This window comes from Cupriavidus sp. Met-2 (assembly GCF_049843575.1).
In the GTDB taxonomy this organism is placed as follows: Bacteria; Pseudomonadota; Gammaproteobacteria; order Burkholderiales; family Burkholderiaceae; genus Cupriavidus; species Cupriavidus metallidurans.
The window spans coordinates 112,862-125,996 of record NZ_JBBHZL010000008.1 but is presented as its reverse complement, the minus strand read 5'-3'; the positions used below and the strand labels follow the sequence as shown (position 1 = coordinate 125,996).

9 protein-coding genes and 2 riboswitches are annotated in these 13,135 nt (G+C 65.7%); of the genes, 4 read left to right on the top strand and 5 right to left on the bottom strand.

The features are described from left to right. Positions 1-66: 66 nt before the first annotated feature. The 4 genes from gcvP to WD006_RS18125 form a co-directional block, all read right to left on the bottom strand. Complete coding sequence (gcvP, locus tag WD006_RS18140; protein ID WP_011517911.1) at positions 67-2,991, bottom strand: aminomethyl-transferring glycine dehydrogenase; 2,925 nt, start codon at positions 2,989-2,991, stop codon at positions 67-69. 85 nt (positions 2,992-3,076) lie between these two features. Beyond that, positions 3,077-3,457 (bottom strand): glycine cleavage system protein GcvH, encoded by a 381-nt coding sequence (gcvH, locus tag WD006_RS18135; protein WP_008647396.1) that lies wholly within the window; start codon positions 3,455-3,457, stop codon positions 3,077-3,079. 103 nt (positions 3,458-3,560) lie between these two features. Continuing rightward, a complete protein-coding gene (gene gcvT, locus WD006_RS18130; protein WP_011517910.1) occupies positions 3,561-4,688 on the bottom strand; it encodes a glycine cleavage system aminomethyltransferase GcvT in 1,128 nt (375 codons plus the stop codon). 107 nt (positions 4,689-4,795) lie between these two features. Beyond that, positions 4,796-4,915, bottom strand: a riboswitch (glycine riboswitch). Positions 4,916-4,936: 21 nt separating this feature from the next. Then, a riboswitch (glycine riboswitch) is annotated at positions 4,937-5,024 on the bottom strand. Positions 5,025-5,178: 154 nt separating this feature from the next. After that, positions 5,179-5,400, bottom strand: a complete 222-nt coding sequence (locus WD006_RS18125; protein WP_011517909.1) for a glycine zipper 2TM domain-containing protein — start codon at positions 5,398-5,400, stop codon at positions 5,179-5,181. A gap of 293 nt (positions 5,401-5,693) precedes the next feature. Between WD006_RS18125 and WD006_RS18120 the strand changes: the two genes are divergently transcribed. The 3 genes from WD006_RS18120 (at position 5,694) to WD006_RS18110 (ending at position 10,155) form a co-directional block, all read left to right on the top strand. Further along, complete coding sequence (locus tag WD006_RS18120) at positions 5,694-7,781, top strand: UvrD-helicase domain-containing protein (protein WP_029306860.1); 2,088 nt, start codon at positions 5,694-5,696, stop codon at positions 7,779-7,781. A gap of 324 nt (positions 7,782-8,105) precedes the next feature. Beyond that, on the top strand, positions 8,106-8,837 hold the full coding sequence (locus WD006_RS18115; RefSeq protein WP_017514019.1) for a response regulator: 732 nt from the start codon (positions 8,106-8,108) through the stop codon (positions 8,835-8,837). 4 nt (positions 8,838-8,841) lie between these two features. Beyond that, positions 8,842-10,155 carry an ATP-binding protein gene (locus WD006_RS18110; protein ID WP_011517906.1) on the top strand — a complete coding sequence of 438 codons (1,314 nt, stop codon included), beginning with the start codon at positions 8,842-8,844 and terminating at the stop codon, positions 10,153-10,155. Between the two features lie 23 nt (positions 10,156-10,178). On the opposite strand, the gene WD006_RS18105 is transcribed toward WD006_RS18110, so the two are convergent. Further along, positions 10,179-11,357: an ABC transporter substrate-binding protein gene (locus WD006_RS18105; RefSeq protein ID WP_011517905.1), complete on the bottom strand. Its 1,179-nt coding sequence runs from the start codon at positions 11,355-11,357 to the stop codon at positions 10,179-10,181. 235 nt (positions 11,358-11,592) lie between these two features. Between WD006_RS18105 and hemN the strand changes: the two genes are divergently transcribed. Next, positions 11,593-13,095 carry an oxygen-independent coproporphyrinogen III oxidase gene (gene hemN / locus WD006_RS18100; RefSeq protein WP_011517904.1) on the top strand — a complete coding sequence of 501 codons (1,503 nt, stop codon included), beginning with the start codon at positions 11,593-11,595 and terminating at the stop codon, positions 13,093-13,095. Positions 13,096-13,135: the final 40 nt, after the last annotated feature.

Below are 13,135 nucleotides of genomic sequence, written 5' to 3'. Positions count from 1 at the left end.
AGGTTCCGGCCGGCGACGCCGGAGTGTCCCCCGACGCCGCCGCGTGCTAAGGCAGAGGCAGGTGCCTCAGTCTTCAGCGTACTCGCTTAGCGGTACGCACGAGCAGAACAGATTGCGGTCGCCGTACACGTTGTCCGCGCGGCCAACCGGCGGCCAGTACTTCTGCGTGCGCAGCGATGCCACCGGGTAGGCGGCTTCCTCGCGCGTGTACTTGTGGTTCCACTTGTCGCTGACCACCACGGCTGCTGTGTGCGGCGCGTGCTTGAGCGGGTTGTCTTCGCGATCGAAGCTGCCGTCCTCGACACGCGCGATCTCGCCACGGATGGCGATCATCGCGTCGATGAAGCGGTCGAGCTCGTGCAGTGCCTCGCTCTCGGTCGGCTCGATCATCAGCGTGCCCGGCACCGGGAAGCTCATGGTCGGCGCGTGGAAGCCGTAGTCCATCAAGCGCTTGGCCACGTCCTCGTTGCTGATGCCAGTGGCCTTCTGCAGCGGGCGCAGATCCAGAATGCACTCGTGCGCCACCAGGCCGTGCTGGCCCGTGTAGAGCACCGGGAAGTGCGGCGACAGACGCCGGGCCACGTAGTTGGCCGTCAGGATCGCGTTCTCGGTGGCGGCGGTCAGGCCGGCCGAGCCCATCATCGCGATATACATCCACGAAATCGGCAGGATGCTGGCCGAGCCGAACGGCGCGGCCGAGACACCGCCGATGCCGTTCTCGTCGCGACGATAGCCGACGCTGTCCTGGTTCGGCAGGAAGTCCGCCAGATGCGCGCCCACCGCCACCGGGCCGACGCCCGGGCCGCCACCGCCGTGCGGAATGCAGAACGTCTTGTGCAGATTCAGGTGGGACACGTCGCCACCGAACTGGCCCGGCGCGGCCACGCCGACCATCGCGTTCATGTTCGCGCCGTCAACGTAGACCTGCCCGCCGTGCTTGTGCACGATGTCGCAGATCTGCTGCACGCCCTGCTCGAACACGCCGTGCGTGGACGGGTAGGTGATCATGATCGCGGCCAGGTTCTTGCTGTGCTGCTCGGCCTTCTTGGCCAGATCCGCCAGATCGACGTTGCCGTTCTCGTCGCAGGCCACCACCACCACCTTCATGCCGGCCATCTGCGCCGACGCCGGGTTGGTGCCGTGCGCGGACGACGGGATCAGGCAGATATCGCGATGGCTTTCGCCACGGCTCGCGTGATAGGCATGGATAATCAGCAGGCCCGCGTACTCGCCCTGCGAACCGGCGTTCGGCTGCAGGCTCACCGCGGCGTAGCCGGTGGCGGCGCACAGCATCGCCTCAAGCTGGTCGATCATTTCGCGATAGCCGACGGTCTGGTCGAGCGGCGCGAACGGGTGGATGTTGCTGAACTCGGGCCACGTCACCGGGATCATCTCGCTGGTGGCGTTGAGCTTCATGGTGCAGGAGCCCAGCGGGATCATCGTGCGGTCGAGCGCGAGGTCCTTGTCGGCCAGCGCACGCAGGTAGCGCAACATCTCGTGTTCGGCGTGGTGCGTGTTGAACACCGGGTGCGTGAGGTACGCGCTCTGGCGCGCCAGCGTCGCCGGGAAGCCGTCCTGCACCGAGGCTTCGATCGTGTCGAAGTCGGGCACGGCCTTGCCGTGCGCGAAGATTTCCCACAGCGCGATCACGTCGTCGCGCGATGCGGTTTCATCGAACGAAATGCCGATGCGGGTGGCGTCCACGTGGCGCAGGTTGATGCCACGGGCCGTGGCCGATGCGTGGAACGCGTCGGTGTTGAAGCCGGTCTCCAGCGTCAGCGTGTCGAAGAACGTAGCGTTCAGCGGCGTATGCCCCAGCGTCTTCAGGCCGGCGGCCAGCGTGGCGGTCAGGCGATGCACGCGCTGGGCGATGCGCTTGAGGCCCTGTGGACCATGGTAGACCGCGTACATCGACGCCATCACGGCCAGCAAGACCTGCGCCGTGCAGATGTTCGACGTGGCCTTCTCGCGGCGGATGTGCTGTTCGCGCGTCTGCAGCGCCAGACGATAGGCCTTGTTGCCTTGCGCGTCGATCGTCACGCCGACCAGACGGCCCGGCATCGAGCGCTTGAATTCATCTTTCACGGCCATGTAGCCCGCGTGCGGGCCACCGAAGCCGAGCGGCACGCCAAAGCGCTGCGAGTTGCCCACGGTCACGTCGGCGCCCCATTCGCCCGGCGCGGCGATCAGCGTCAGCGCCAGCAGGTCGGCAGCGGCCACGACGCGGCCACCGGAGGCGTGCACGGCTTCGGCAATCGCGCGGTAGTCGGCCACATCGCCATTGACGCCCGGGTACTGCAGGAGCACGCCAAAGGCATGGGCCTGCGCGGCGTCGGCGGCGGGGCCGACCTTGACCTCGATGCCGAGCGGCAGGGCGCGCGTGCGAACCACTTCCAGCGTTTGCGGCAGGACGTCTTCAGCCACGTAGAACGTGTTCGAGGCGTGCTTGTTCACGCGCTGCAGCAGCGTCATCGCCTCGGCGGCAGCGGTGCCTTCGTCGAGCATCGACGCGTTGGCGATATCCAGGCCGGTCAGGTCAGTGATCATCTGCTGGAAGTTCAGCATCGCTTCCAGACGACCTTGCGAGATTTCGGGCTGGTACGGCGTGTACGCGGTGTACCACGCCGGGTTCTCGAAGATGTTGCGCAGGATGACGCCCGGCGTGAGCGTGTTGTAGTAGCCCTGGCCAATGAAGCTCTTGAGCACGCGGTTCTTGCCCGCCAGCGCGCGCAGGCGGCCGAGCGCGGCCTCCTCGGTCAGCGGTGCGGTGAATTCGCCCAGCGACATGCCGTCACGGCGGCGGATCGCGGCGGGCACCACGGCGTCGATCAGCGCGGCGCGGCTCTCGAAGCCGAGCACCTTGAGCATGTGTTGCTGTTCGGCGGAATCGGGGCCGATATGACGGGCGGCGAAGGCGTCGCGCGCCTCCAGTTCGGCCAGCGTGGGCCGGGCACCTTGGGCGGCAGCGTTCATGGGGAGCGGGGCGTTCATGGCAAGGAATCTCGTGGGGGCGCGGCGGCAGGTGGTCAGCCTGGCCGCCGCGTTTGCGGCATCGAATCAGTTGGGGTGTCGGGGCTCAGGCGCCGACGCTGGCCTTGTAGGCGTCGGCACTCATCAGGCCGTTCACGTCGTCGCTGTTGGCCGGCTTCAGCTTGAACAGCCAGGCGTCGAACGCATTGGCGTTGACCGATTCCGGCGAGGCCGAGGCGGCTTCGTTCACGGCGATCACTTCGCCAGCCACCGGGGCGTAGATGTCGGAGGCGGCCTTTACCGATTCCACCACGGCAAGCGCGTCGCCGGCGCCGACCGACTTGCCCACTTCGGGCAGTTCCAGGAAGACGATGTCGCCGAGCGCGTCCTGCGCGTGATCGGTGATGCCGATCGTCAGCGTGCCGTCGGACTCGACGCGCACCCATTCGTGCGACTCGGTGTACTTCAGGTCAGCGGGGAAATTCATTGAGGTTCTCCGGAATGCAGTGTGTTTCTTGTTTCAGGCATCCCCCTGGCTAGCCCGCCGGGGGGATGTAAGGGCGACCGTTGGTGTGAAGCCGGGCGATGCCTCAGCTCACGAGTGCCTTGCCATTGCGCACAAACGGCAGTTTAACCACAGTCGCGGTCAGTTTGCGGTCGCGAATCTCCACCTGCACCTCGGTGCCGGGGGCAATGTCGCGGGGAAGGCGGGCAAAGGCGATCGACTGCGACAGCGACGGGCTGAATGTGCCGCTGGTGATTTCGCCGTCGCCGGCCGGAGTGATGACCTTCTGGTGCGCGCGCAGCACGCCACCCTTGTCTCGCAGGATCAGGCCGGCGAAGGTCTTTTGCTGGCCGCTGGCCAGCAGCGCCGACTTGCCGATGAAGTCGCGCTCGCTTTGCAGGTCGACGGTCCACGACAGTCCTGCATCGAGCGGTGAAGTGTGGATATCCATGTCCTGGCCGTACAGGTTCATGCCGGCTTCCAGCCGCAGCGTGTCGCGCGCGCCGAGTCCGGCGGGACGCACACCCGAGGCGGACAGCTTTTCCCAGATGCCCGCGACGTTCTCCGCCGGCACAACGAGTTCGAAGCCGTCTTCGCCGGTGTAGCCGGTACGGGCCACCATCAGTTCACCCATCTCGGCGTCGTGCACCACCACCGCGTTGAACGGCTTGAGCGTGTCGGCGGGCTGGGTCGACGGGAATGCGTCGTACACCTTCTGGCGCGCGTTCGGGCCCTGCACTGCAACAATCGCCAGCTTGCTCACGCAGGCCGGGGCCAGGTCGCCACGGCGCGGGGTGATCGTCACGCCGCTGCCGGTGGCCGTGTTGCGGGACTGGATCCATTCGATGTCGCCGACGGCAGTGCTGGCGTTGACCACCAGGCGGAACCGGTCCTCGGCAAAGAAGTAGACGATCAGGTCGTCGATGACGCCGCCTTTCTCATCGAGCATGCACGAATAGAGCGCCTTGCCCGGCGTTTGCAGCTTGTCGATGTTGTTGGCCAGCAGACCGCGCAGGAAGGCGCGCGCGTGGATGCCGCTCAGGTCCACCACGCACATGTGGGAGACGTCAAACATGCCGGCGTCGGCGCGTACCGCGTTGTGTTCCTCGATCTGGGAGCCGTAGTTGACGGGCATGTCCCAACCGCCGAAGTCGACCATGCGGGCGCCGAGGGCGCGGTGGATGGCGTTGAGGGGCGTGGCCTGGAGCGTCATGGATGTCCTTGGGGGCGCTCGGTTCGAAAACCGTGGTTCGAAAACGAAAAAAGGGTCATCCGCCGCAGCGTCCGGTCGCGCCAATGCGCTACCAGTCCGCTGCCGCGGATGACCCCTCTGTCCTCGATACCTGAGAGATTACGAAGCGTGGTGCTTCGTGCGCCCCTTCGGTGGACATGCTCACCATTGCCTTGCAATAGCGGATGTCGCTCTCCAGAGTGCGGCATGCATTGTGTGCATGTTGCATGCCGATCCAGCCAGTCCATGGTGCCTGAGAGTTTTCGGGTGATACCCCTTCGGCGGCGCAATCGCTGCGCGCTCTCCCGGCCGGATGCGCGTGAATGTACGGGACCGTTCTGCCTTTGTCAAACCTCGTGCGGCAGGCCCGGTCCCGTGCGTGGTCGCCCGTTGCGGGCGGCCCTCGCCAACCTGTCAGTGGCCGTCATCGCGCCCGGTAACAGGCCCTTGATGAGCGGCCCTGGGACAACCCTTAGTGACCCTTGGTCGTGACGTTACCGATCACGCCACCCACGGCGGCGCCGCCGAGCGTGCCCAGCGCGCTGCCTTCGGTCAGTACGGCGCCACCCACGGCACCGACGCCCGCGCCGATCGCCGTGTTGCGCTGCTTCGGCGTCATGTCGGCGCAGCCGCCAAAGGCAGCAAGCGTGACACCAATCAGTGTGAGCTTCGAAATCGTGCGGAACGTAGTCATATGGCCTCCAGTGCTTTGTTGTCGACATGCAGTACTGCCACGCGCGCCAGCCATACCGGCACGCTGTGATAAGTGAGAGGCCGATGCCGTGCCCCGGGTGCCTGCGGCTTACGATTGTTACGGGCTCGAAACGCTTGCCGTAGGACGGTCTCCGACACACGTGCAGGGTGCGACCAGACACGACGCGCGTGACACGAGGCGCGTGTTAACATCGCCAGCTTTGGCGCACCGGCTCCGGTGTGCTTCATCCGCGCCTTTTCGGCCGATCCAGGCCAATCCTCATCAAAGATCACATGTCCCACGGGCTCAATTCCGCGCAATCCGAAGCCGTTCGCTATCTCGACGGGCCATGCCTCGTCCTGGCGGGTGCCGGATCGGGCAAGACGCGCGTGATCACGCAGAAGATCGCGCACCTGATCGAGGACAAGGGGTTCGAGCCGCGCCACATCGCCGCCGTCACGTTCACCAACAAGGCGGCCAAGGAGATGCAGGAGCGCATCGGCAAGCTGATGGAGGGCAAGACCACGCGCGAGGGCAAGCGGATTCCGCTCAAGCAGCTCACGGTCTGCACGTTCCATTCGCTCGGCGTGCAGATCCTGCGCATGGAAGCCGAGCACCTTGGCCTGAAGCCGCAGTTCTCGATCATGGATTCCGATGACTGCTTCGGCCTGGTGCAGGAGCAGCTTGGCACCACGGACAAGAAGCTGATCCGCAGCGTGCAGGGCACGATCTCGCTGTGGAAGAACGGCATGATCGATCCGGAGACGGCGCTCGCGCAGGCGAGCGATGCCGACGAGCACCAGGCCGCGATGGTGTATCGCAATTACGTGGCCACGCTGCACGCGTACCAGGCGGTGGACTTCGACGACCTGATCCGCCTGCCCGCCGAATTGTTCGCGCGCGACGAAGCCGTGCAATTGAAGTGGCAGAACCGCCTGCGCTACTTCCTCGTCGACGAATACCAGGACACCAACGCGTGCCAGTACCAGTTGCTCAAGCTGCTGGCCGGTGGCTCGCATCTGCGCGCGCCGGCGTTCACCGCAGTGGGTGATGACGATCAGGCGATCTATGGTTGGCGTGGCGCCACGCTCGACAACCTGCGCCTGCTGCAGACCGATTTTCCGAGTCTGAAGGTGGTCAAGCTCGAACAGAACTACCGTTCGACCGTGCGGATTCTGGAAGCCGCCAACGCGGTGATCGCCAACAACCCGAAGCTGTTCGACAAGAAGCTGTGGTCGGAACACGGCATGGGCGATCCGATCGCGATCCACCCGATGAACGACGAGGAGCACGAGGCAGAGTCAGTGGTATTCCGGCTGTCCGCGCACAAGTTCGAGCGGCGCGCGCAGTTCCGTGACTACGCAATCCTTTATCGCGGCAATCACCAGGCCCGGCTGTTCGAACAGATCCTGCGCCGCGAGCGCATTCCGTATGTGCTCTCGGGCGGTCAGAGCTTCTTCGACAAGGCCGAGATCAAGGACATCTGCGCGTACCTGCGCCTGATCGCCAACCCCGACGACGATCCCGCATTCATCCGCGCGATCACCACGCCGCGTCGTGGCGTGGGCAACACCACGCTCGAAGTGCTCGGCACGTTCGCGGGCCAGGCCAAGGTATCGCTGTTCGAGGCGGCCATGATGGGTGGCATCGAGGCGAAGCTGCAGCCGCGCCAGCTTGAGCCGCTGCGCACGTTCTGCGAGTCGATGGTACGGCTGGCCGATCGTGCGAAGACAGACCCGGCCACGGTGGTGCTCGACGATCTCATGGAAGGCATCCACTACGAGGCCTACCTCTACGACACCTTCGACGAACGGCAAGCGCAATCGCGCTGGACCAACACGCTCGAATTCCTCGACTGGCTCAAACGCAAGGGCACGCGTCCCGAGCCGGAAGGCGAGGGCGAAGCCACCGGATTCGACACCGCCGATGGTTTCGGCGACGAAGGCAAGAACCTGCTCGAGCTTACGCAGACCGTGGCGCTGATGAGCATGCTGGAAGGCCGCGAGGAAGATCCCGATGCGGTGCGACTGTCGACGCTGCACGCGTCGAAAGGGCTCGAGTATCCGCACGTGTTCCTGGTCGGCGTGGAGGAGGGCATCCTGCCTCACTCGCGCGAGGACGAGGAAATGGGCGACGAGAAGATCGAGGAGGAGCGCCGCCTGATGTATGTGGGCATCACGCGCGCGCAGCGCAGTCTGCAGATCAGCTGGTGCAGGAAGCGCAAGCGCGCCCGCGATACGTATGCGTGCGAGCCGTCGCGTTTCATCGCCGAGATGAAGCTCGAGGACAGTCCCGCCCCGAAGGACGAGACTCCGGCCATGAGCCCGAAGGATCGTCTGGCCGGGCTCAAGGCGCTGCTCGGCAAGCCTGCGGCGGAATGATTGATACAAGCCGGACAAGCTTCGCGATGACCGGCTCTCTACGATTGGAATGCGCGCTTTCGTCTCGACGTCTGTCGCGACACACTGCGCCTACCCTTCGGTTTGCGGTGTGTGCTGGGCGCATGCGAGCCCGGCTTCTTCCCTGTTGAGCGCTCCCGGATGCGGCAGCACCGGGGGCGTTTTTTTCCGCCTCTCGCTACTTGTGGCGTTTTGCGCACGTATCAAGTTTGATACAAAACCGGCATCGCTTGTAATGGGCAAGCTGGTACATTGGGTGCTCCATCCGGCCGCGGTTCCGCGGCCGTTCCCATCCGCAAGCTCGCCATGGACCTGTCCCCCGCTCTGCCAATCCGCCTGCTGATCGTCGACGACGACCCACAAATCCGGGCCATGCTGGCCGAATACCTCGCCACATTCGGCATGGAGGCCGAAGGTGCCGAAGGCGGCACTGCCATGCGTGCGGCGATGTCGAAGCAGGAATACGACCTCGTCATCCTGGATCTCTCGCTGCCCGGCGAGAACGGCCTGACGTTGTGCCGCGAAATCCGGGAGTCCAGCAACCTGCCTGTGATCATGCTGACCGCCCGCGCGGAACTGGCCGATCGCGTGGTGGGACTCGAGGTGGGCGCGGACGACTACGTGACCAAGCCGTTCGAGATGCGCGAGCTGGTGGCGCGCATCCATACCGTGCTGCGTCGCAGCCGTGCCGACGTGCGACGTCCGGCGCCGGCTGCGCCCGGGCATGAAGTCCGGTTCGCGGCATGGCGACTGAACACCACGCTGCGCCAGCTGGTGGATGCCGAGGACACGGTGGTGCCGCTTTCCAACGCGGAATTCCGGCTGCTGCTGACATTCATCGAGCATCCCAATCGCGTGCTCGATCGCGAGATGCTGATCAACACCGCGCGTGGACGCGATCTGGACGTGTTCGATCGCAGCATCGACCTGCTGGTGTCCCGTCTGCGCCAGAAGCTGCGTGACGATCCGCGCGACTCGGCACTGATCCGCACCGTGCGTGGCGAAGGGTACGTCTTCACGGGCACCGTGGAGCACTGACGGCATGGCCGCGCAGATGCCGCCATCGGCGGACGATCCACCGATCGTGCGGCCCGAATTGCGTTCCAGCGCATCGGAGACGCCCCGAAGGCGCTTCGATTCGATGTTCGTGCGGCTGTTCTTCGTGATGGCCGCGATCATGCTTGCTGTTCACGTGCTGGGCGTGACCGTGATCGAGGGGTTCTTCCCGCGCCCGGGTTCGGAGCGCTACATGGAACGGATGCGCCGCGCCGCCTCGGAAGCCGAGGCGGCCGGCCACTCATTGCCTGCACCACTGCCGGGCGCGTTAGCATCGCTCAGCCATCCGCACGGGCCGCCACCACCGCCCAATGATGACGATGACGACGGCGACAACGACGGGCCCCCGCTGCATCCCGACGCATTCCGCATGCAGAAAGGCGGCGTACTCATGCCGCCCGGACCACCTGGGCCACCTGGGCCACCGTCCGGTTTCCATATTCGAGGTCTCTGGCCGCCGCACTTGGGCATGTTGTTCCAGCTCGTGGCCATCCTGATTGCATCGTGGGTTGGCGCGCGTCTGCTGGCGCGGCCCGTGCAGCAACTGGCCAGTGGCGCGAACCGGCTGGCGCAGGACGTCCACGCGCCGCCGCTGGAGGAGGAGATGGGCCCAGCCGAAGCGCGTGACGCTACCCGGGCACTGAACCTGATGCAGCAGCGCATCCGCACCCAGCTGGCGCAGCAATCACGCTTCCTGGCGGCGGTGTCGCACGATCTGCGCACGCCGCTGACGCGCATGAGCCTGCGCATCGAGCGCATCGAGGACAACAACGTGCGCTACCGTCTGCGCCAGGATCTGGCCGAGATGAACGGACTGATCGACGCCACGCTGTACTACCTGCGCGAGCGAGACGATGCCGCCGGCCCGCGCCAGCGCGTGGACGTGCTGGCACTGCTGCAGGCGATCGTCGACGATGCCCAGGAAATGGGCCAGGACGTGCGGCTTTCCGGCACCGCCGTGCCGCTGCTGGCGTACCCGGCCGAACTGCGCCGCGCGGTAGTCAATCTGGTGGAGAACGCGCACCGGTACGGCGGCGCCGCCCATATCGTGCTGACCGACAGCGCCGAGCGCGTGATCATCGACGTGTCCGATAACGGCCCGGGTATTCCGCCCGCGGAACTCCAGCGCGTGCTGGAGCCGTTCTATCGCGTGGAGTCGTCGCGCAGCCGTGCCACAGGCGGTGTGGGAATGGGGTTGGCGATCGCCGCCGATATCGTGGCGCGACACGGCGGGGAACTCACGCTGAGCAACCGTACCGAGGGCGGCCTGCGCGTGCGCATTGTGCTGCCGCGCGCCTGACGGGGCATCGGCCCATCGGTGGCTCAGGCGCGTTGGGGCAAACCGCTCTTGTTGATCGGCGCCAATTGCACGTACTGCGAACCGCGTAGTCCGCGCGTGAAGTCGAGCATGAAATCGCCAACGTCGACACGCGTCTGCAGCGCGCGACGCAACTCTACCGGTCCGGGCGCCTTGATGCCGCTGGCCGCGCGCACCAGCCACGCGGCGCCAATGTAGCCGGCCAGCGTGGCGGGCGAGGGCGGTTCGTCGAGGTACTGCTTCATGCGCGCTACATGCTCTTTCACCACACGCAGCGTCGATTCCTGCGGCCCCGGCGCGATCTGCGTCACGACCATTCCGCCCGCATAGCCGGTGCCGAGGATTTCACGCGCCGACACCGGGCTGACAGCCGACAACCCCACCAGGAATCCGTACCAGTTCTGCGCAGCCAGCGCGCGACCCAGGCTGCCGTAGGCGAGCGTGTCGCCGCCGACGATCACCGCGCCCGGACGGCCCGCCGCAATGCGGCGCGCGCTCTCGTCGAAGTTGCCCGTGAGCGGCACCGTCTGTACCGACATGGCTTTCTCCAGCCGCGACAGCCAGGGCGTGCCTGCAGCGAGCGTGCCCGCCGCGAAATCGGGAGAGACCGCCAGCGTTACCGCGGTCAGTCCGAAGCCGCGTAGCTGACGTACTGCCGCGTCCAGTTCGGATTGATAGTCGGCGCGCGTGAACCAGACGTTCTCGGCATTCAGCGAGAGCCCCGACAGCGGTGCCACGATCTGCACGCCACGGCGCGACAGTTCGGTGGAAGCCGCGAGCGCGGGCAGCAATGCATCGCCGGGCCCGAACAGCACTTCGGCATGTTCGCTGTCGGCCAGTGCCACTGCCTGGGCCGTGGCGCCACGCGGATTCGTATCGGCATCGCGCACGACGTGGACGATACGCAGGCTGCCGTTGGACGCGTTGTACGCGTCGAACAGCACCTTCGCGCCGGCCAGGTAGTCGCGCGAAAGATCGGCCTGCGGGCCGGTGCGATCGACCAGTTGGCCGACGACAAGCTGGCGGCGCGCGCCCGATGGCGCGGGCTGCGCGAACGCGGTCTGCGGCGCGATTACAGCCAGTGATGACAACGCGCCGAGCGAACCCAGTGCGCCAAGTGTGCGCCGACGCCCTGCAGACGCGGGCGCGCATGACGATTTCGACTGCGGTGGGGCTTGGCGCATGGCAGTGGTTCGGAAGCGGTGTGAGCGAAGAAAGGACGCCGCGCAGCACAGGGCTGCGAGACCGGGCCGAGACTATCGGCGCTTCATGACGCTCCCGTGACTTGCACGCGACTTGGCTCCCCACGTCGGCGGGGCTGGCGGGCGCACGCATGACGTGGCCTTGATGCTTATCAAGATGGCGTTCCCGGGCGAGGCATAGGATCGGACGTACTTCCGCCTAGAAAGCACCACAATCATGTCCGCCCCCATGTCCGACACCCCCGATACCGCTATTCCTTCCGGCCTCGCATCCTCGTCTACCGCCTTCGACCGCACCGCACTCGCCGACTTCCGCGAACTTGCCGGCCGCATCGATGGCAACGGCCCGCGCTACACGTCGTATCCCACCGCCGATCGCTTTCACGGTGAAGTCGGCGACGCCGCCTACCGGCGCGCCCTGGATGCCTGCCGTGCGAACGTACCGGCACCGCTGTCGCTGTACGTCCACATCCCGTTCTGCGAGAACATCTGCTACTACTGCGGCTGCAACAAGATCATCACCAAGGATCACACCCGCAGCGCGCGTTACGTCGACTATCTGGCACGCGAAATGGCCATGGCCGCCGAGCAGCTTGGCGAGCGCCGCGCGGTCATGCAGTCGCATTGGGGCGGCGGCACGCCGACGTTCCTCGATCCTGTTGAAATGCGCCACGTGATGTCGGCGTTGCATAAGCATTTCGAGCTGCTGCCTGAGGGAGAGCACGCGATCGAGATCGACCCGCGCCGTGTGGGCGACGATCGCATGGAACTGCTCGGCGAACTTGGCTTCAACCGGATCAGCCTTGGCGTGCAGGACTTCGATCCCGAAGTGCAGCAGGCCATCCACCGGGTGCAGTCATATGAGGAAACCAACGGCGTGGTGCGGGCCGCGCGACGCCTCGGGTTCCGTTCGATCAGCATGGACCTGATCTACGGACTGCCGCACCAGACCACGCAACGCTTCTCGGCAACCATCGACCGCGTGCTGGAAATGCGCCCGGACCGCCTGTCGGTCTACAGCTACGCGCACCTCCCGCATGTGTTCAAACCGCAACGCCGCATCGATCCCGCCGCATTGCCACCTGCCGCGGAAAAACTCGACATCCTCGTTTCGACGATCGAGCGCCTGACCGCTGCTGGCTATGTCTATATCGGCATGGACCATTTCGCGTTGCCGAATGACGATCTGGCCATCGCCCAGCGCGAAGGTCGGCTGCAACGCAATTTCCAGGGCTATGCCACCCACGCGGGCTACGACCAGCTTGGCTTCGGCGTCTCGGCGATCGGCGCTGTGGCGGGCCACTACGCGCAGAACGCGCGCACCACGGACGAGTACTACGCCGCGCTCGACAAAGGCCAACTGCCGATCGTGCGCGGGTTCGAGACCTCGGAAGACGACCGCCTGCGCAAGTTCATCATCGGCGAACTGATGTGCAACGGCACGCTCGATATTCCTGCCGTGGAAGCCTCGTACAGCATCAATTTCGCGCAGAAATTCGCCGCCGAACTGGTCGACCTCGACAAGCTGGCCCTGGACCATCTGCTTCGGCGCACACGGAACCGGATCGAGATCACGCCGCTGGGTCGACTGCTGGTGCGTCGCATCGCGATGGTGTTCGATCACTATCTGCGTGAAGACGCGCTGCGTCCCAAGCCGGCAGCGCCGGCGGCCAACGACGCGAAGGTCATCCCGCTGGTGCGCTACTCACGCGTCGTTTAAAGAAATTTTGATGCTCAGCAAATGAGCCAATAAAAAAAGC